The sequence below is a fragment of the Pseudomonas sp. KNUC1026 genome, from assembly GCF_021650705.1.
In the GTDB taxonomy this organism is placed as follows: domain Bacteria; phylum Pseudomonadota; class Gammaproteobacteria; order Pseudomonadales; family Pseudomonadaceae; genus Aquipseudomonas.
On the sequence record NZ_CP087138.1, the window covers coordinates 5,083,979 to 5,103,684 of the forward strand.

A 19,706-nucleotide genomic window follows, 5' to 3' on the forward strand; every position below is an offset into this window, starting at 1 on the left:
AGTTTCTATGAACAGCAAGAACACCCTGAACAGCGAAGCGCTGGTGCAACTGGCCACCGCCGCACTGGAAGACATCAAGGCACAGGACATCCTCTGCATCGATGTGAAAGAAAAAACCAGCATCACCGACTTCATGCTGATTGCCACCGGTACCTCCAACCGCCACGTCAATTCGATGATCGAACACGTGCGCGAGAAGGTGAAGGCCCAAGGTGTGCAGCCGTTGTCCGAAGAAGGCCGTGGCGACAGCGACTGGGTACTGCTGGACCTGGGCGATGTGGTGGTGCATGTGATGACCTCCGCCGCGCGCCAGTTCTACGACCTGGAACGCCTGTGGCAGGGTGCCGAGCAGAGCCGCGCCGCCCACGGCCCTGACGAACAAGCCTAAGCGCCGCTGCCGTGCGTATTCGTCTGATCGCGGTGGGCTCGCGCATGCCCGGCTGGGTTGAGCAGGGCTGGCAGGAGTACGCCAAGCGCCTGCCCTCCGAGCTGCCCCTGGAGCTGGTGGAAATCCCGCTGACCACGCGTGGCAAGAACGCTGACGTGGCGCGGATGATCCGCCAGGAAGGCGAAGCCATGCTGGCCAAGGTGCAGCCCGGCGAGCGTGTGGTCACCCTGGAGGTGCACGGCAAGCCTTGGAGCACTGAGCAACTGGCCGTGGAGCTGGACCGCTGGCGGCTGGACGCGCGCACCGTGAACCTGATGGTCGGCGGCCCAGAGGGGCTGGCGCCTGAAGTGTGTGCCCGGGCCGAGCAGCGCTGGTCGCTATCGCCGCTGACGTTGCCGCACCCGTTGGTGCGCATCCTGATCGGCGAACAGATCTACCGCGCCTGGACCGTGCTGTCCGGGCACCCCTATCACAAATAACGCCATGCGCAGCGTGCGATGACCCAGCCGATCCGCCTCAAAGACCACGAAAAGGACGCGCGCCTTGTGCGTACGCGCGTGCTCGTGGGCGCTGTGGCGGTGGTGTGCCTGCTGTGCGTGCTGATCGGGCGGCTGTATTACCTGCAGGTGATCCAGTACGAGTATCACTCGACGCTTTCGGAAAACAACCGCGTTCATGTGCAGCCCATCCCGCCACCGCGGGGGATGATCTATGACCGTAACGGGATAGTGATCGCCGATAACCGCCCGAGCTTCAACCTGAGCATTACCCGCGAACGCGCCGGTAAATGGCAGGAAACTCTGGACACGATCATAGAAGTGTTGGGCATGACCGCCGATGATCGGGCGCTTCTGGAAAAGCGCCTTCGCCAGGGCGCCGGCCGTTCGAGCCGGTGCCGATCCTGATGGAGCTCAGCGAAGAGCAGATTGCCCGTATCGCGGTGAATCAATTCCGCCTGCCTGGAGTAGACGTGGTTGCGCAACTGACGCGCCACTATCCGCAAGGCGAGCACTTTGCGCATTCGGTGGGTTACATGGGCCGGATCAACGAAAAAGAGCTCAAGAGCCTCGACCCGGTTGCCTACAGCGGCACCCACCAGATCGGCAAGACCGGCATCGAACGCTTCTACGAAGACGAGCTGCACGGCGAAGTCGGTTACGAGGAAGTCGAGACCAATGCCCGAGGCCGGGTGATGCGGGTGCTCAAGCGTACCGATCCGGAGCCTGGCAAGGACATCGTCCTGACCCTCGACGTGAAGCTGCAGGAGGCTGCAGAAAAGGCCCTTAGCGGGCGGCGGGGCGCTATTGTCGCGCTCGACCCGCGCAATGGCGAGGTGTTGGCGATGGTCAGCCAGCCCAGCTTCGACCCCAACCCTTTCGTCACCGGCATCAGCTTCAAGGCCTACGCCGAGCTGCGAGATTCGATCGATCGGCCATTGTTCAACCGTGTGCTGCGTGGCCTTTACCCGCCGGGCTCGACCATCAAGCCGGCCGTGGCCATCGCCGGGCTCGATGGGGGCGTGGTAACGCCGGCCTCACGCGTCTTCGACCCCGGCTATTACCAATTGGCCAATGTCGACCACAAGTACCGCAACTGGAACCGCTCCGGTGACGGCTGGGTCGACCTGGATACCGCGATCATGCGTTCCAATGACACCTATTTCTACGACCTGGCGCACAAGCTGGGGATCGACCGGCTCTCCGATTACCTGGGCCGCTTCGGCATAGGCCGCAAGGTTTCCCTGGACATGTTCGAAGAGGCGCCCGGCCTGATGCCTGACCGCCAGTGGAAGCGCCTGACCCGCCGCCAGGCGTGGTTCCCCGGCGAGACCATCATCCTCGGCATCGGCCAGGGCTACATGCAGGTCACGCCGTTGCAGCTGGCCCAGGCTACCGCGCTGATCGCCAACAAGGGCCGCTGGAACCGCCCGCGCCTGGCCAAGGCTATCGGTGGCCAGCCGCCTGTCGACCAGGACCCGATCCCGAACATCGTGCTGCGCGACCCAGGCGACTGGGCCCGGGTGACTCACGGCATGGAGCAGGTCACTCAGAACGCCCGTGGCACTGCGCGCAAGGCGTTCCTCGGCGCGCCATACCGTGTGGCTGGCAAGAGCGGTACCGCACAGGTGGTCGCGATCCGCCAGGGCGAAAAATACGACCGTAGCAAGATCAAGGAAAGGCACCGCGACCACGCCTTGTTCGTCGGTTTCGCGCCGGCCGAGAACCCTCGCATCGTCATTTCGGTGATGCTGGAAAACGGCGAGGCCGGGTCCGGCGTGGCGGCGCCGGTGCTGCGTGAGGTGATGGACGCCTGGCTGCTGGGCCCCGACGGCCAGCTCAAACCCGAGATTGCCAGCAGTACCGACAGCGGGAGCACGGCACGTGAAGAGTAATTTCGACCGCATCCTTTCCAGCGAGGACGTGATGCGCCGCCGCGCATCGTTCCTGCAGCGTATTCATGTCGATGGGCCGCTGCTGATCCTGTTGCTGATCCTGGCTTCCGGCAGCCTGTTCGTGCTGTATTCGGCCAGTGGCAAGAGCTGGGACCTGTTGATCAAGCAAGCCTCGTCTTTCGGTATCGGTCTGGTCTCGATGTTCATCATCGCCCAGGTCGAGCCCCGCTTCATGGCGCGCTGGGTGCCGCTTGCGTACGTGATCGGGGTGGTGCTGCTGGTGGCAGTGGACGTGATGGGCCACAACGCCATGGGCGCCACGCGCTGGATCAACATCCCGGGCGTGATCCGCTTCCAGCCATCGGAATTCATGAAGATCATCATGCCGGCGACCATCGCCTGGTACCTGTCCAAGCGCAACCTGCCGCCTCACCTCAAGCATGTGGTGGCAAGCCTGGGCCTGATCGGCGTGCCATTCGTGCTGATCGTTCGCCAGCCCGACCTCGGCACTTCGCTACTGATCCTGGCTTCAGGTGCTTTCGTTTTGTTCATGGCTGGCCTGCGCTGGCGCTGGATACTGAGCGTGATCGCTGCGGCAGTGCCGGCAGCGGTGGTGATGTGGTTCTTCTTCATGCACGACTACCAGAAGCAGCGCATCCTGACCTTCCTCGACCCGGAGAGCGACCCGCTGGGCACTGGCTGGAACATCATTCAGTCGAAGGCTGCCATCGGTTCGGGCGGGGTATTCGGCAAAGGCTGGCTGATGGGCACGCAATCGCATCTGGAACTTCCTGCCTGAAAGCCATACCGACTTCATCATCGCGGTGCTGGGCGAAGAGTTCGGCCTGGTGGGCATCTGTGCATTGCTGCTGATCTACCTGGCGTTGATCGGCCGCGGGCTGGTGATTACCGCCCAGGCGCAGACGCTCTACGGCAAGTTGCTGGCCGGCAGCCTGACGATGACCTTCTTCGTTTATGTCTTCGTCAATATCGGGATGGTCAGCGGCTTGCTGCCGGTGGTGGGGGTGCCGCTGCCCTTCATTAGCTACGGCGGAACTTCGCTGGTGACACTACTGTCAGCGTTTGGGGTTTTCGATGTCGATCCACACCCACCGCAAATGGATCGCACAGGTTTGAGCAAGGTGACGTCAACAATGCAGTCAATGCGGGCATGGGCCACGCGACACATCCCTTGGGTCGGCCTTGCCGGCCTGTTGAGCGGCCCTGCGCAGGCGGGGGATTACGACAGCTCGCCGCAGGTAGCCGAGTTCGTCGCTGAAATGACCCGCGACTACGGGTTCGCTGGTGAACAGCTCATGGGGGTGTTCCACGAGGTCAAGCGCAAGCAGGCGATCCTCGACGCCATCTCCCGGCCTGCCGAGCGAGTCAAACCTTGGAAAGACTACCGGCCGATGTTCATCACCGACGCGCGCATCGCTCGGGGCGTGGACTTCTGGCGCCAGCATGAGGCCGCCCTGGCGCGCGCCGAGCAGCAATACGGTGTGCCAGCCTCGGTGATCGTTGCCATCATCGGTGTCGAAACCTTCTTTGGCCGCAATACCGGCAACTATCGGGTGATCGATGCGCTGTCGACCCTGAGCTTCGACTACCCGCCGCGTGCGGACTTCTTTCGCAAGGAGCTGCGTGAATTCCTGCTGCTGGCGCGCGAGGAGCAGGTCGACCCGCTTATCCTCAAGGGGTCCTATGCCGGTGCCATGGGCCTGCCACAGTTCATGCCCAGCAGTTTCCGCGCCTATGCGGTGGATTTCGACGGCGATGGCCACATCAACATCTGGAGCGACCCCGACGACGCGATCGGTAGCGTCGCCAGCTATTTTGCGCGGCACGGCTGGGTAACCGGGCAGGGTGTGGCAAGCCGCGCCCAGTTGCACGATGGCCTGGGCGAGGGCGGCCTGAGCGCTGGGCTCGACCCTGATCGGACGGTCGGGGAGTTGCGAGCGTTGGGGTGGTCGAGTCATGATGCGCTGCGCGACGATGAGCGCGTCACGGCATTCAAGCTCGACGGCGACCAAGGCCCTGAATACTGGATGGGCCAAAAGAATTTCTACGTGATCACGCGATACAACCGCAGCGCGATGTACGCAATGGCGGTGCACCAATTGGCGGATCGATTGATCCAGGTACGGGGCGGTAAATAAATGCGGTTTCTGGTTACAAGTACACCCGTGAAGCTGATGGTCTGCGGCGCGGCGGCCCTGTTGGTCGCCAGTTGCTCGACCGGCAGCCGCACGCCGTCGACCGGCTACAAGGTCGCAGCGCAGCCCGGGCTGGACATCAACCACGCGCACAAGGACGGCGCCCCCTGGTGGGACGTGGACGTCAACAAGATCCCTGACGCGGTACCCACCCTGCACACCGGCCCCTACAAGGCCAACCCTTACACCGTGCTGGGCAAGACCTACTTCCCGATGGCCGACTCCAGAAGCTATGTGGCCACTGGCACGGCCTCCTGGTACGGCACCAAGTTCCATGGCCAGAACACCGCCAACGGTGAGGTGTATGACCTGTACGGCATGAGCGCGGCGCACAAGACGCTGCCGCTGCCCAGCTACGTGCGGGTCACCAACCTGGACAACAACCGCAGCGTGATCCTGCGGGTCAATGACCGCGGCCCTTTCTACTCCGACCGCATCATCGACCTTTCCTACGCGGCAGCCAAGAAGCTCGGCTATGCCGAAACCGGTACCGCGCGGGTGCGCGTCGAAGGCATCGACCCTGCGCAGTGGCTGGGCCTCCCGTGGCCGCCCGGCGCCACTGATGCTCAAGGAGCCTGTGGTCAGCACCCCGCCGCGCCAGCCAGCCCTGACCGCCAGCGCCGGGACCATCGAGCAGTACACCCCGCCACCGGAGCAGCATGCTCCTGCCGTGCAGCCGGTGGCGATCGACCCGAAAAAACGCTTCTGCGCAAGCAACTGGCCTGTTTCTCCAGGTGGGAGCCTTCGCCAACCCGGACGCTGCCGAACTGCTACGGTCGAAGCTGGGCTCGATGGTGAGCGCGCCGGCCTTTACCAGCCCGATCGTGCGTAACCAGCAAACCCTGTACCGTGTGCGCCTGGGCCCGATCGCCTCGCAGAACGATGCGCAACAAATGCAGAACACGATTCGCACGGCCAACCTCGGGAACCCGAGCGTGGTCACCGAATGAGCGGCTTGCCATGGAGGGCGGCTGATAGCAAGCGGCCCCTGTCGGGGGCCCGAACCAAGAAGATTCGCCTTAACAACCATTTCGAGAGACGGATGAACATCACCACCTTTGCCAAACGCCTGTGCCTGCTCGTTCCACTGTTGACCACGCCCGCCTGGGCTGCCGATGTCACACAAATGGTTCCCGCCCCGCCCCAACTGGCGGCCAAGGCCTACGTGCTGATGGAAGCCAACAGCGGCCAGGTGCTGGTCGAAAGCAATGGCGACGAGCGCCTGCCGCCGGCGAGCCTGACCAAACTGATGTCGGCCTACATCGCCACCCTGGAAATCCACCGGGGCCAGATCAAGGACACCGACATGGTGACCGTCAGCGAAAACGCCTGGCGCACCGGCGGTTCGCGGATGTTCATCAAGGTTGGTTCGCAGGTGTCGGTCAGCGACCTGCTGCACGGGATCATCATTCAGTCGGGTAACGATGCCACGGTCGCGCTCTCCGAGCATATCGCCGGTTCCGAGGATGCGTTCGCCGACATGATGAACACCCAGGCGCAGAAGCTGGGCATGGTCAACAGCCACTTCATGAACCCCACTGGCCTGCCGAACCCGGACCACTATTCCACGGCCCATGACATTGGCATCCTGGCGCGGGCGATCATCCATGAAGACCCGGCTCACTACGCCATTTATTCCCAGAAGGAGTTCTTCTGGAACAACATCAAACAGCCCAACCGCAACCTGCTGCTGTGGCGTGACAAGACGGTCGACGGCCTGAAGACCGGCCACACCGAAGAAGCCGGCTACTGCCTGGCAGCCTCTGCCGTGCGCGATGGCATGCGCCTGATCGCGGTGGTATTCGGCACCTCAAGTGACCAGGCCCGTGCCGCTGAAACCCAGAAGCTGCTGACTTACGGTTTCCGTTTCTATGAAACCCAGACCTTCTACAAGTCTGGCACCGAGCTTGCCAAAGCCAGCGTCTGGAAAGGCACCACCAGCGAAGTGAAGGCCGGCCTTGCCGAAGACCTCGCCATGACCTTGCCGCGCGGCCAGCTCAAGAACCTGCAAGCGAGCATGACCCTCAACCCGCAGCTCACCGCGCCTATCGCTCAAGGCCAGGTGATCGGCAAGGTCGAAGTCAAGAACGGCGACAAAGTGGTTGAGACAAAGGATCTCGTCGCACTGGATGCCGTGGACGAAGGTGGTATCTTGCGCCGCATCTGGGATAGCATTCGCCTATTCTTCTACGGCTTGTTCAACTGACCAGCCCTGTCGGCCCGCCCCCGCCAGCGTGGTGGGGGCGGGCTTGTTTTTAACGGCTTGATGAGGCCGTCACTGCCATGACTGATACCGATGTAAAGCCGCCTGTCATCGAATTCCCTTGCGAGGACTATCCGATCAAGGTCATTGGTGACACCACGGTCGGCTTCAAGGACCTGGTGATCGAGATCCTGTCCAAGTACGCCACCGTAGACATTGCCACCCTGGCTGAACGCCAGAGCAGCAATGGCAAATACACCACGGTGCAACTGCACATCGTGGCGACCGGCCAGGATCAACTGCGCGACATCAACAGCGCCCTGCGCGCGACCGGTGTCGTGCACATGGTGCTCTGATGCCGGGCGTGCTGGGTGTGCGCGAGCTGGGGCTGGCGCCGTATGAGCCGGTCTGGCGCGCCATGCAGCATTTCACCGACCACCCGCCGGCTGCGGCCTGCGACGAACTCTGGCTGGTGCAGCACCCGCCAGTGTTCACACAGGGCCAGGCCGGCAAGCCCGAGCACCTGCTGCTGCCGGGCGACATTCCGGTGGTCAAGGTCGACCGCGGCGGCCAGGTGACCTACCATGGCCCTGGCCAACTGGTTGCGTACCTGCTGCTGGACGTGCGAACGCGAGATTTCGGCGTGCGTGACCTGGTCAGCCGCATCGAACACAGCCTGATCGACACGCTTGAAGGCCTGGGCATCACCAGCCAGGCCAAGGCAGACGCCCCGGGCGTTTATGTCGGCGGCGCCAAGATCGCTTCACTGGGGCTGCGCATTCGCAACGGCCGTTCGTTTCATGGCCTGGCGCTGAATGTCGACATGGACCTTGCCCCCTTCCGGCGCATCAACCCTTGCGGTTACGCCGGGCTACCCATGACCCAGGTGCGTGAGCACACGGGCCCGATCGACATGGCTGAGGTCAGTGCCCGGCTGCGCGTGCAGCTCGTCAAACACCTCGACTATGCTGAGCAGACGACCCTGACGGGCGGAATCGACTGATATGACTACTGCGCAAGACACCGTGGCAACCCTGGACCCCAAAACCGACAAGCCGCGCCCGGCCAAGGTCGAGGCGGGCGTGAAGCTGCGCGGCGCCGAGAAGGTCGCGCGCATCCCGGTGAAGATCATCCCCACCGAGGAGTTGCCGAAAAAGCCCGACTGGATCCGCGTGCGCATCCCGGTTTCACCTGAGGTCGATCGTATCAAGCAGCTTTTGCGCAAGCACAAGCTACACAGCGTCTGCGAAGAGGCTTCCTGCCCGAACCTGGGCGAATGCTTCTCCGGCGGTACCGCAACCTTCATGATCATGGGCGACATCTGCACTCGCCGCTGCCCGTTCTGCGACGTCGGCCACGGCCGGCCAAAGGCGCTGGACGCGGACGAGCCGATGAACCTTGCCGTCGCTATCGCCGATTTGCGCCTGAAGTATGTGGTGATCACTTCGGTCGACCGCGACGATCTGCGTGATGGGGGCGCCCAGCACTTCGCCGACTGCATCCGCGAGATTCGCAAGCTTTCTCCCGGTGTGCAGCTCGAAACCCTGGTGCCTGATTACCGTGGCCGCATGGATGTGGCGCTGGAAATCACCGCCGCCGAGCCGCCGGATGTGTTCAACCACAACCTGGAAACGGTGCCGCGCCTGTACCGCGCTGCGCGCCCGGGCTCCGACTACGACTGGTCGCTGGATCTGCTGCAGAAATTCAAGCAGATGGTTCCTCATGTGCCGACCAAGTCGGGCCTGATGCTGGGGCTGGGTGAAACCGACGAGGAAGTGATCGAAGTGATGCATCGCATGCGCGAGCATGACATCGACATGCTGACCCTGGGCCAGTATCTGCAGCCTTCGCGAAGCCACTTGCCGGTGCAGCGCTTCGTTCACCCTGACACCTTCGCCTGGTTCGCCGAAGAGGGCTACCGGATGGGCTTCAAGAACGTAGCCTCAGGCCCGCTGGTTCGCTCCTCTTACCACGCCGACCAACAGGCGCACGAAGCCAAGAACAAGCTTTGATGCTGACCTGGCCCAAGCCACTGCCTGCCGGTGGCCAGCTTGCACTGGTCGCGCCGGCTGGGCCGGGCAGCCTGGAGGTGGCGCAAGCGCAGGCCTGGGCCGAGCAAGTGGGCTATCGGCTGCGCATTTACCCCGGTGTTTTCGAGAAAACCGGTTACCTCGCTGGTACCGATGAGCGCCGGTTGGCCGACCTTCACGCAGCGTTTGCCGACCCGTCGATCGACGCGATCCTGTGCCTGCGTGGCGGCTACGGTACGCCGCGGCTGCTGGATCAGCTGGACATCGAGCTGATTCGTGCCAACCCCAAGCCTTTTGTCGGCTACAGCGACATCACCGCCCTGCATCTGGCGTTCAACCAGTTGGCGGGGCTGGTGACCTTCCATGGCCCATTGTTTCGCTCCGAGCTGCTGCCACGCTTGCAGCCTGGTGAGCAGGCGCTGCTGGCGATGCTAAAAGGGGAAATTGGCGGGGATATCCCTCATCCGGCAGGGCATCCATTGATCACTGTCGCACCAGGGCGCGCCAGTGGCCGCCTGGCAGGCGGGAACCTGTCTCTGCTGTGCGCCACCCTCGGCACGCCCTGGGCGCTCCAGAGCGAAGGCATCGTGCTTTTCATCGAGGATGTGAACGAGCCGCTTTATCGGGTCGATCGCTTGCTGACTCAGTTACGCCTGGCGGGCAAGCTCCAAGGGCTCGCAGGGGTGCTCGTAGGGGATTTTGCGGGTATATCGGCGGAGCAACTGCAGCCGTTGGTCAAGGAGTTTTTCGAACCCTTGGGTGTGCCGGTGCTTGCCGGCTGGCGTTCGGGCCACTGCCAGCCCAATATCACATTGCCCCTGGGGGCTGAGGTCGTGCTGGACGCCAGTGAGGGGCGCCTGCTGCTGGCCTGATTGCCGAGGCATATTGCATGTCGCGCGGCAAGCCGCCCTCCCACGAGGGAACCGGGTCACCCTGTGTGAGGCCGACTTGCCGGACGCCGTGTAACGGACGCCGTGTAACGGACGCCGTGTAACGGGCGACGCCGACGCACTCAACGCTTTCGCAAACTCTCCAGCAGGGCATGGTTGGCATATCCATCCGCCGGCCAGCCGCGCTGCTGCTGCGCGCTGCGGATCGCCTTGCGGGTGTTGGCGCCGATAATGCCGTCCGGGTTGCCGGCGTCATAGCCGCTGGCAGTAAGCAGTGTCTGCAGTTCGATACGCTCGCTACGCGTCAGCGGCATGTCGTCCTTGGGCCAGTTACCCAGGATATAGCCACCGCTGCCCGCCAGTCGTTGGCTCAGCAGGCTTACTGCCAGCGCATAAGACGATGAGTTGTTGTACTTGAGCACCACGCGGAAGTTGTCGAGGATCAGGAACGCCGGCCCGCGGTACCCGGCCGGAAGCAACAACGCGGCTTGCAGGCCACCGCTCTCCGGCGGCAAGGTGGAACCTGCCGGCAGCTTCACGCCCTCGGCCAGCCACTGGCTCACTGGTTTGCGCAGGCTAGCGTCGGCCTGAGCGTAGTCGAAGCCCTCTGGCAATTGCACCTCGAAGCCCCAGCTCTGGCCTTTTTGCCAGCCGGAGGCAGCCAGGTAATTGGCGGTAGAGGCCAGCGCATCGGCAGCGCTGCCCCAGATGTCGCGCTTACCGTCACCATCGAAGTCCACAGCATGGGAGTTGTAGGTGGTGGGAATGAACTGGGTCTGGCCCATTGCGCCAGCCCAGGAGCCGCGCATGCGGTCGGCAGTGATGTCGCCGTTCTGCAGAATCTGCAGGGCCGCGATCAATTGGTCCTGCGCGAAGGTCGGGCGGCGCCCCTCGTAGGCGAGCGTTGCCAGAGAGCGGATCACCGACTTGTCGCCCTGTATTTGCCCGAAGCTGCTCTCCATGCCCCATACCGCTACCAGTGCCTGGCGGTCCACGCCATAGCGCTGTTCAAGTTGCAGCAGCACGGCGGCGTACTGGCTCATCAGCGTTTGCCCGCGCCTTACACGATTGGCTGAAATGGCATTGTCGAGATACTCCCAGACAGGCCGGGTGAACTCGGGTTGCGAACGGTCTGCGGTGACAACGGCCGGGTCTGGCTCTACGCCTGCGAAAGCCGCATCGAAGACCTGCGGGCGAATACCGGCCTGCAAGGCCTGCTGGCGGAAGCGCGCTTGCCACTGGGCAAAGGTTTCGGAAGGCACCGGCTGCCCATCGCCATCGAGCGGCGCAAGGGTGGTAACCGGTTTGGGTTGTTCCGGGGCACTGCCAGGAAGAGGATCAGCGGCAGACGGGCGATCTGAGCAGGCACTGAGCAACACCATGCCGGTAGTGAGAATGGCGCGCCGCCAGAAGGTGGCAGAGGTACGGCTGAAGAACATGCAGGCTTCCAGTTGATCGCACAGGCCTGCACCTTATCACGCCGCAGCGCCCGGCCCCAAGCGGCTCACTGGGCGTCGAGCGTGAGCCTTTGGCCGCACATCAACAGTGCCAGGCGTGCAAGGCCCGCCCATACCGAGCCTTCGGCCTGCCCCTTGATCTGGGCATCCAGATGCTGGGCATCGATCAGCAATTGGCTCCAGCGTGCCGCAGACAGCCGTTGCAGAGCCTTGCTCACCAAGGGGCGACGCTTGTCCCAGATGGGCGGGCGTATGCTGCTGAAAGCCCTGTCCAGCGGCACGCCCTGGCTGAACTGCTGCGCCAGGCTGCCCAGAGTTCGGAGTTCCCTCGCCAATGCCCACAGGATCACCGGTGGTTCCACACCCTCACCGCGCAGGCCGTCGAGCATGCGCAGCGCGTGGCTGGCGTCGCCGGCGAGAATCGCATCTACCAGGCCGAAGACATCGAAGCGCGCACTGTCGGCTACCGCGCTCTGGACGGTTTCCAGCGTTACCTGGTCGCCTTCGGCAAGCAGCTTGAGCTTTTCGATTTCCTGGGCGGCTGCCAGCAGGTTGCCTTCGACACGCTCGGCGATCAGGTCGACCGCCTCGGGCTGTGCAGCCAGGCCTGCCTGGGCCAGGCGCTGGCGAATCCATTGTGGGAGTTGCGCACTGTCCACCGGCCAGATCTGCACGAATTGGGTGTGCTCGCCGTTGACCAGCGCCGATCCCCATTTGCTTTTTTGCTGATTGCCGTCCAGCTTGGGCAGGCTGAGGATCAGGACGGTGTCCTCGGCGGGGCGGGAGCAGTATTCGATCAGCGCTGCGGCGCCCTTGTCCCCGGGCTTGCCTGAAGGCAGGCGCAGCTCCAGCAGACGCTTTTCAGCGAACAGCGACAGGCTGGCAGCGGCCTCCAGCAGCGTGCCCCAGTCGAAGTTGGCCTCAGCGTTGAATACCTGACGTTCATCGTGCCCCTGCTGGCGGGCGGCAGTACGGATCGCGTCCAGCGCCTCCTGGCACAGTAAGGGTTCATCACCGCTGACGATGTAGACAGGCGCCAGCGGCCCTTGCAGGTGCCGGCCCAGTTGCGCGGGAGCGAGTTTCATCGGGGCCTCGGAAAAGACCCCGCCACGAGGGCGGGGTGGGCGGTCAGCGCGCCGGCGGCAGTTCCACTGGCGACTGCTGCGGTGTGTTGTCCTGCACGCGTTGGGCTTCGGCGGCGGCGGCTGCATCGGCCTCGGCGCGAGCATCAGCCTTGGCCTGCAGCTCGTCGAGCTGTGCGGGCTGGAGCTGAGCCAGGCGCAGCATCAACCGTTGCTCGAGGTCGCGGCGCATTTCAATGCGGGTCTGCCGGGCTTCCTCGTCGGAGCCTGCGAGGTTACTGCTGTCTTGCACGTAGATCTTCTGGACGTCCATGTGATCATCGATCAGCACGCGGTCGCGGCGGCCAACTATCTGGTAGTAGACGGTTGTGGTCAGCTCGACTTCGGAGCTACGCGCCGAGCCGTTGTAGCTGGCGTTGCGACGGGTCTCTTCCTGACGGCCCAGCACGAGCTTGTAGGGCGCACCGCCGACGATGCGTACCCCGCTGCGTTCGAGCAGCGCGCGCATGTCCTTGGTGAGCGGGCCGTAGGCGTCGCGTGCGGAGAAGTCCATTTCCTTGATGGACATGGCGTCGACCTGGGTGCCACGCAGGTGGAAACCGCAGCCGCCCAGCACGGTGGCAAGGCCAATGACCAGCAGGTTGCGTTTGATCATGCTTGTTGCTCCTTCAAACCTTATAGGCCAAGCGGAAGGGGCGCCGCGCAGGGCGCCGCCGGCCGATCAGTTGGCGACGATATTGACCAGCTTGCCCGGAACCACGATGACCTTGCGCAAGGTCAGGCCCTCGGTGAAGCGCAGCACGTTTTCGTTGACCCGCGCTGCCGCTTCGATTTCCTCGCGGGTGGCGGAGGCGGGCATGTCGATCTGGCCGCGCAGCTTGCCATTGACCTGCACCACCAGGGTGAGGGTGTCCTGTACCAGTGCGCTCTCATCCACTGCCGGCCACGCCGCGTCGATGGCTGCCTCGGTATGGCCCAGCTCGGCCCACAACTGGTGGCTGATGTGCGGAGTGATCGGCGCCAGCAACAACGTTACTGCTTCCAGGCCCTCCTGCAACAGCGCACGGTCGAGGTCACTGACCTGGCTGGCTTTTTCCAGCACGTTCATCAGCGTCATCACCTGGGCGATGGCGGTGTTGAACTTGTGATGCAGGCCCACGTCCTGGCTGGCCTGCTTGATGGCCAGGTGGATGGCGCGGCGCACGGCCTTCTGTTCGTCATTCAGGTTCGCCAGCGCTACGGTGCCCGGCAGGCCCTGGGCAATGTGGCCCTGGGCCAGTCGCCAGACGCGACGCAGGAAGCGGCTTGCGCCCTCGACGCCGGAATCGGACCATTCCAGGCTCATGTCGGGCGGGGAGGCGAACATCATGAACAGGCGGCAGGTGTCGGCGCCGTATTGGTCGATCATCGCCTGCGGGTCGACACCGTTGTTCTTGGACTTGGACATCTTCTCGGTGCCACCGATTTCCACCGGCTGCCCGTCGCTGCGCAGGGTCGCGGACACGACCTTGGCCTTGGCGTCACGCTCGAGGTCCACATCCGCGGGGTTGAACCAGCTCTTGCCGCCGTTGGCCTCGGTACGGTAGTAGGTCTCGGCAACCACCATGCCCTGAGTCAGCAGGTTCTTGAACGGCTCGTTGGAACTCACCAGGCCTTCGTCGCGCATCAGCTTGTGGAAGAAGCGGGCGTACAGCAGGTGAAGGATGGCGTGCTCGATACCGCCGATGTACTGGTCTACCGGCAACCAATGGTTGGCAGCGGCCGGGTCGACCATCCCCTTGTCGTAATGTGGGGATGCGTAGCGGGCGAAGTACCAGCTGGACTCGACGAAGGTGTCCATGGTGTCGGTTTCGCGCTTGGCGGGGGCGCCACATTTCGGGCAGGCGCACTCGTAGAACTCAGGCATGCGTGCCAATGGGGAGCCTGCGCCGTCGGGCACGACGTTTTCAGGCAGCACCACAGGTAACTGGCTTTCCGGTACCGGCACGTCGCCACAGGCGTCGCAATGCACGATTGGGATCGGGCAACCCCAGTAGCGCTGGCGGCTGATGCCCCAGTCGCGCAGGCGGAACTGGGTGCGGGACTTGCCCAGTTCCTTGTTGATCAGCGCCACTTCCATGGCATCGAACGCGCCTTCGAAATCCAGGCCGTCGAACTGGCCGGAATTGATCAGTTGGCCATGCTCGCCGTAGGCAGCCTGCCACGGGGCCGGGGTCTCGTCGCCGGCGCTGGTACGCACCACTGCTTTGACTGGCAGGTTGTATTTGGCCGCGAACTCGAAGTCACGCTCATCGTGGGCAGGGACGGCCATGACCGCGCCGTCGCCGTAGTGCATCAGCACGTAGTTGGCGATCCAGACCGGGAGCTTTTCACCCGTGAGCGGGTGCTCGACGAACAGCGAAGTCGCACGCCCCTGCTTTTCCTGGGTGGCGATGTCGGCCTCGGCAACGCTGCCGGCCTTGCATTCATCGATGAAGGCCTGCAGGGAAGGGTCACGCTGCGCTGCCAGGGTTGCCAGCGGATGCTCGGCGGCCACGGCCACGTAAGTAGCGCCCATCAGGGTGTCGGGGCGAGTGGTGAAGACCTTCAATACACCGGCTTCGCCGATGCTGGCGGTGTCGTAGGGGAAGCCTACTTCCATCCCGCGCGACTTGCCGATCCAGTTGCGCTGCATGGTCTTGACCTGCTCGGGCCAGCCCGGCAGCTCATCGAGGCTTTGCAGCAGCTCATCGGCGTAGTCGGTGATGCGGAAATAGTACATCGGGATTTCGCGCTTCTCGACCAGCGCACCGGAGCGCCAGCCGCGGCCGTCGATCACCTGCTCGTTCGCCAGCACGGTCTGGTCGACCGGGTCCCAGTTGACAGTGCCGTTCTTGCGGTAGATCACACCCTTTTCGAACAGGCGAGTGAACAGCCACTGCTCCCAGCGGTAATAGTCGGGCTTGCAGGTGGTGACTTCGCGCGACCAGTCGATGGCAAGGCCCAGGCTCTTGAGCTGGGCCTTCATGTAGTCGATGTTTTCGTACGTCCACTTGGCCGGCGCGACCTTGTTCTTCATGGCGGCGTTTTCCGCCGGCATGCCGAAGGCGTCCCAGCCCATCGGTTGCAACACGTTGCGACCCTGCATGCGCTGGTAGCGCGCGATCACATCGCCGATGGTGTAGTTGCGCACGTGCCCCATGTGTAGCTTGCCGCTGGGGTAAGGGAACATCGACAGGCAATAGTAGGTGGGCTTGCCAGGCTGTTCACTGACTTCAAAGGACTTGCGCTCGTCCCAGAAGCTCCGGGCGGCGGCTTCGATCTCGCGGGGCTGGTAGTTTTCGTGCATGGCTACTTGGTTGCTTGAGCAAGGGGCTACGACGGCCGGGCAGGTGGCGCGCCCGGTCATGAAACGCCGTAGCATACATGACCCCCCTACGGCGTGGGAAACCCTGATTGCGCGGGCTCGGCCATTGGTCGCGGCGACGAGCCGTCAGCCTTTGGGCGGCTAAGCTGATCTCTGGGGAGTCACTCTTGTCATCAGCGAGGTGAGTGAATGGTGAAAACGCGGACGAACATGCTGGAGCCGCAGCTTTGCGAACGCCTGATCGATCGTCTGGGCCTGGCTCTGGACGCAGCACGCACAGCGTGCGGCCTTGGAAACGAACTTCCTGACGAGCTTGAACTGCGTGGCCTGAGCCATGCCGAAATCAGATGGATCAATGCCTATTTGCAGGCCATCGGTGAGCCTGCCGTAGGCAAAGCACCCAACCGCCGCGCCGAGCGCGACAACGTCGTATGGCTACGTCCTGAACCGAGCGACAGGACCCTTCCGCCCACGCCGGCTCGCCGAGCCCGGTAAGGCCAACCTCGGCGGGCATTGCCCGCCTTCTTCTTGCACGCTAGCCTGCCCGCTCCATGGGGGGCGGCAAATGTTCTGGCGTTATGTAATCAAACAACTGTTGATGGCACCGGGTTGCCTGCTGGTGCTGATAGCGCTTGCGTTCTGGCTGCGCCGTCGGCGGCCCGGGCTGGCTGGCCTGATGTTCACGTTGGGTTTCGGTGGCTTATGGGCAATGAGTTCGCCTGCGGTTGTGGAGCTTGCTGCACATGCCCTGGAAACCGAACCGGCTATGGCGCCGGAGAGCTGGGCCGGCCTGCGCGAAAAAGCCGATGCGATCGTGATCCTTGGGGCTGGGCGTGAGCGGGGTGATGCTGCCTGGGGTGGTGAAGATCAGAACACAGCCCTGGCGCTGGAGCGCGTGCGATATGGCGCCCGACTGGCAAAGGCCAGCGGCTTGCCGGTGTTGACCAGCGGCGGCCTGCACTATGGTTCACCGCCGAGCGAAGCCTGGTTGATGGCGCGCTCGCTGCAGGAAGACTTCGGCGTACAGGCGCGCTGGCTGGAAGAGCAAAGCCGCACGACCTGGGAAAACGCCGAGCTGTCGGCGCGCCTGCTCAAGGCAGAAGGCGTGCAGCGCGTGGTGGTGGTGACCCAGGCCTGGCACGCGCCGCGTGCGAGGTGGTGTTTCGAGCGCGCAGGGCTGGAGGTGGTCAGCGCACCTACAGGTTTCGCGGGTGTGGAAAGCGCTCGGCCTCTGGGCGGTTGGCTGCCAGAGGGCAAGGCCTTCTGGCAGAGCACCCAGCTGCTCAACGAGGTAGCAGGTAGCCTGGGCTACAGGTTGTTCTATCGAGCTGAGGCGGTTCTGGCCATGCGCGAAGCCAGCAACGCCCAGCCGAGGATCAACGTGGCCAGCACCATCAGTGGCCAGGAGCGCCAGCGCAGGTAAGGTGTCAGGCCCTGCATGGGCGTAACCTCGCCATACAGCGTCGCCTGCTCGAACTGCGGAATGCGCTCGGTGATCTGGCCGTCAGGGTCGATCAGTGCAGTGATCCCGTTGTTGGTGGCGCGGATCATCCAGCGGCCGGCTTCGAGTGCGCGCATCTGCGCCATCTGCAGGTGCTGAAGCGGCCCGATCGAGGTACCGAACCAGGTGTCGTTGCTGATCGTCAGCAGCAGGTCACTTCCGGCGGCCATCTCGGCAGCGAAGTCCGGGTACACCACCTCGTAACAGATGAACGGTGCGATCTCATACCCCTTCGCCTGCAGCAATGGCTGGCCTTCAGGCCCTCGGGCGAAGTCGGACATCGGCAGGTCGAAAAAGGCGATCAGGCCGCGCAGCAGGTCCTGCAACGGTACGTATTCGCCGAAGGGCACGAGCCGCTGCTTCAGGTAACTGCCTTCGCCCTCGCCGACCACGGTAATGCCATTGAAGTAGCGCGGTTGCTTGTGTACTTCCTGGCGAATGGGTACGCCGGTGATCAACGCCGAGTGGCGGTCGATGGCGAAATTGCCCAGCATGTCCAGATAACCTTGCGCCTGGTGCCGGAACACCGGCACGGCGGTTTCCGGCCAGATGATCAGGTCGGCAGGGCGGGTGGCGAAAGTCATGTCGCGGTACAGGAGCAACTGCGCGTTCACGTGGGCAGGGTCCCACTTCACGCTTTGTTCGACGTTACCTTGCACCGCGGCAACCGACAGCGGTTTGCCCGCGGGATGTGTCCAGGCGTAGTGCTTGAGCGCCATGCCAATGGCCCACGGCCCGGCCAGCAACAACACGCCCAGCGCAAGAAACCCACGCCGCTCGCGCAGGCGCGAGAGGTTGCACAGCAGTGCTGCGCTCAGCGCAAGGCAGAAGCCGATCAGCCATACCCCGCCCAACGGTGCCAGGCCCGCCAGTGGGCCATCGAGCTGGCTGTAGCCGCTGTACATCCATGGAAAGCCGGTCAGGAACCAGCCACGGAAGACTTCCTGGGCGAACCACAACGCCGCGAATGCCAAGGCGTCGGCCAGCGGTGCTTCGTTGCGGCGCAGCCAGCGTGCCCAGAGCCAGGCCGGCAGGGCGAAGAACCACGCCAGGCACGCCACCAGGCCCAAGGTGAGAAAGCCTGCCAGTGCGACCGACGCCTCGCCGTAGGTGTGGATGCTGATGTAGATCCAGCTGGTGCCTGCTCCGTATACCCCGAAGCCATAACACCAGCCGCGCCCCAGCGCCTGGCGGGGGCTGAGCTGGCGCAGCCCAAGGTAGGCAACGCCCAGCGCCAGCAATGCCAGTGGCCAGAAGTCGTAGGGCGCCAGCGCCAGGGTGGTCAGGGCACCGGCGATCACCGCCAGCAAGTTGCCCGGCCAACCGGGGCGAGTGATCCAGCGCATGGGGTTCCTTAGCGTCAGCGCGAGGTGGGAGTCAGGCGCAGCAGGTGAATGCGGCGGCTGTCGGCATTGAGCACGCGAAAGCGCCAGGCGCCGATTTCGATGGTCTCGTTGCGCTTGGGCAGGTGCCCGAAAGCATTCATGACCAGGCCGCCGACGGTGTCGAACTCGTCGTCGGAAAATTCGCTGTCGAAGAACTCGTTGAAATTCTCGATCGGCGTAAGTGCCTTGACCAGGAAGTCGCCACTGGGCAGCGGCTTGATGTAGCTGTCCTCTTCGACATCGTGTTCGTCTTCGATCTCGCCGACGATCTGTTCGAGCACGTCCTCGATGGTCACCAGGCCTGCCACGCCACCGTATTCGTCGATGACGATGGCCATGTGGTTGTGGTTGGCACGGAACTCGCGCAGCAGCACGTTGAGGCGCTTGGATTCAGGCACGAACGTGGCGGGGCGCAGCATGTCGCTCAGGTTGAAGATGCCGCCGTTGTCCTGAAGGATCAATGGCAGCAGGTCTTTGGCCAGCAACACGCCCATGACGTCGTCGTGGCTTTCACCTATGACCGGGTAGCGTGAATGCGCTGCGTCGATCACGGCAGGCAGGAACTCGCGAGGTGTTTGCGAGGCCTTGATGCTGATCATCTGCGAACGAGGGACCATGATGTCGCGAACCTGCAGGTCTGCGACCTGGATGGCACCTTCGACGATGGTCAGTGCTTCGCTGTCCAGCAACTTGTTCTGGTGTGCTTCACGCAGCAGCTCCAGCAGTTCCTGGCGGTTTTTCGGCTCGTGGGCAAAAGCCTGGGTGATCTTTTCCAGCCAGGACTTCTGCCCGTTGCTCGATCGATCTTCGCTCATA

At 63.6% G+C, this 19,706-nt stretch carries 16 protein-coding genes and 3 pseudogenes; 13 read left to right on the forward strand and 6 right to left on the reverse strand.

From position 1 onward, the window contains the following. The first annotated feature begins 7 nt into the window (after window positions 1–7). From rsfS to LN139_RS23950, 11 genes and pseudogenes are all read left to right on the forward strand, one after another. Window positions 8–388, forward strand: a complete 381-nt coding sequence (gene rsfS / locus LN139_RS23900) for a ribosome silencing factor (RefSeq protein WP_236357548.1) — start codon at window positions 8–10, stop codon at window positions 386–388. A gap of 11 nt (window positions 389–399) precedes the next feature. After that, the gene (gene rlmH, locus LN139_RS23905) at window positions 400–867 is read left to right on the forward strand and encodes a 23S rRNA (pseudouridine(1915)-N(3))-methyltransferase RlmH (RefSeq protein ID WP_236357551.1); all 468 of its coding nucleotides are present in this window, start codon (window positions 400–402) and stop codon (window positions 865–867) included. A gap of 18 nt (window positions 868–885) precedes the next feature. Then, a pseudogene (gene mrdA / locus LN139_RS23910) lies at window positions 886–2,780 on the forward strand (penicillin-binding protein 2). A 31-nt stretch (window positions 2,781–2,811) separates the two neighbouring features. Further along, a pseudogene (rodA, locus tag LN139_RS23915) lies at window positions 2,812–3,917 on the forward strand (rod shape-determining protein RodA). Window positions 3,918–3,934: 17 nt separating this feature from the next. Continuing rightward, window positions 3,935–4,939: a lytic murein transglycosylase B gene (mltB, locus tag LN139_RS23920; protein ID WP_236357554.1), complete on the forward strand. Its 1,005-nt coding sequence runs from the start codon at window positions 3,935–3,937 to the stop codon at window positions 4,937–4,939. Further along, window positions 4,940–5,946: pseudogene (locus tag LN139_RS23925) on the forward strand (septal ring lytic transglycosylase RlpA family protein). Between the two features lie 92 nt (window positions 5,947–6,038). Next, window positions 6,039–7,202, forward strand: coding sequence for a D-alanyl-D-alanine carboxypeptidase family protein (locus LN139_RS23930; RefSeq protein WP_236357557.1), 1,164 nt, complete (start codon window positions 6,039–6,041; stop codon window positions 7,200–7,202). 77 nt (window positions 7,203–7,279) lie between these two features. Beyond that, window positions 7,280–7,555 (forward strand): DUF493 domain-containing protein, encoded by a 276-nt coding sequence (locus LN139_RS23935; protein ID WP_236357559.1) that lies wholly within the window; start codon window positions 7,280–7,282, stop codon window positions 7,553–7,555. Then, window positions 7,555–8,202: a lipoyl(octanoyl) transferase LipB gene (gene lipB, locus LN139_RS23940; RefSeq protein ID WP_236357562.1), complete on the forward strand. Its 648-nt coding sequence runs from the start codon at window positions 7,555–7,557 to the stop codon at window positions 8,200–8,202. The genes LN139_RS23935 and lipB overlap by 1 nt, the downstream gene beginning before the upstream one ends. Before the next feature lies 1 nt (window position 8,203). Next, complete coding sequence (gene lipA / locus LN139_RS23945; protein WP_442964357.1) at window positions 8,204–9,211, forward strand: lipoyl synthase; 1,008 nt, start codon at window positions 8,204–8,206, stop codon at window positions 9,209–9,211. Beyond that, window positions 9,211–10,101: a S66 peptidase family protein gene (locus LN139_RS23950; RefSeq protein WP_236357565.1), complete on the forward strand. Its 891-nt coding sequence runs from the start codon at window positions 9,211–9,213 to the stop codon at window positions 10,099–10,101. The genes lipA and LN139_RS23950 overlap by 1 nt, the downstream gene beginning before the upstream one ends. Window positions 10,102–10,241: 140 nt before the next feature. Here the strand turns inward: LN139_RS23950 and LN139_RS23955 are convergent, their stop codons facing one another. The 4 genes from LN139_RS23955 to leuS all read right to left on the reverse strand — a co-directional run bounded on the left by LN139_RS23955 (window position 10,242) and on the right by leuS (window position 15,986). Beyond that, on the reverse strand, window positions 10,242–11,558 hold the full coding sequence (locus LN139_RS23955) for a lytic murein transglycosylase (protein WP_236357568.1): 1,317 nt from the start codon (window positions 11,556–11,558) through the stop codon (window positions 10,242–10,244). 65 nt (window positions 11,559–11,623) lie between these two features. Next, window positions 11,624–12,661 carry a DNA polymerase III subunit delta gene (gene holA, locus LN139_RS23960; RefSeq protein WP_236357570.1) on the reverse strand — a complete coding sequence of 346 codons (1,038 nt, stop codon included), beginning with the start codon at window positions 12,659–12,661 and terminating at the stop codon, window positions 11,624–11,626. 43 nt (window positions 12,662–12,704) lie between these two features. Further along, window positions 12,705–13,313, reverse strand: a complete 609-nt coding sequence (locus LN139_RS23965; RefSeq protein ID WP_236357572.1) for an LPS-assembly lipoprotein LptE — start codon at window positions 13,311–13,313, stop codon at window positions 12,705–12,707. A 66-nt stretch (window positions 13,314–13,379) separates the two neighbouring features. Further along, window positions 13,380–15,986 carry a leucine--tRNA ligase gene (leuS, locus tag LN139_RS23970; RefSeq protein WP_236357574.1) on the reverse strand — a complete coding sequence of 869 codons (2,607 nt, stop codon included), beginning with the start codon at window positions 15,984–15,986 and terminating at the stop codon, window positions 13,380–13,382. 228 nt (window positions 15,987–16,214) lie between these two features. Here leuS and LN139_RS23975 point away from each other — a divergent pair, with 228 nt between their 5' ends. After that, window positions 16,215–16,499 carry a hypothetical protein gene (locus LN139_RS23975; RefSeq protein ID WP_329610985.1) on the forward strand — a complete coding sequence of 95 codons (285 nt, stop codon included), beginning with the start codon at window positions 16,215–16,217 and terminating at the stop codon, window positions 16,497–16,499. 70 nt (window positions 16,500–16,569) lie between these two features. Then, complete coding sequence (locus tag LN139_RS23980) at window positions 16,570–17,427, forward strand: YdcF family protein (protein ID WP_236357578.1); 858 nt, start codon at window positions 16,570–16,572, stop codon at window positions 17,425–17,427. On the opposite strand, the gene lnt is transcribed toward LN139_RS23980, so the two are convergent. Next, window positions 17,325–18,851 (reverse strand): apolipoprotein N-acyltransferase, encoded by a 1,527-nt coding sequence (lnt, locus tag LN139_RS23985; RefSeq protein ID WP_236357580.1) that lies wholly within the window; start codon window positions 18,849–18,851, stop codon window positions 17,325–17,327. The genes LN139_RS23980 and lnt overlap by 103 nt on opposite strands. Window positions 18,852–18,865: 14 nt before the next feature. Next, complete coding sequence (locus LN139_RS23990) at window positions 18,866–19,705, reverse strand: HlyC/CorC family transporter (RefSeq protein WP_236357581.1); 840 nt, start codon at window positions 19,703–19,705, stop codon at window positions 18,866–18,868. Window position 19,706: the final 1 nt, after the last annotated feature.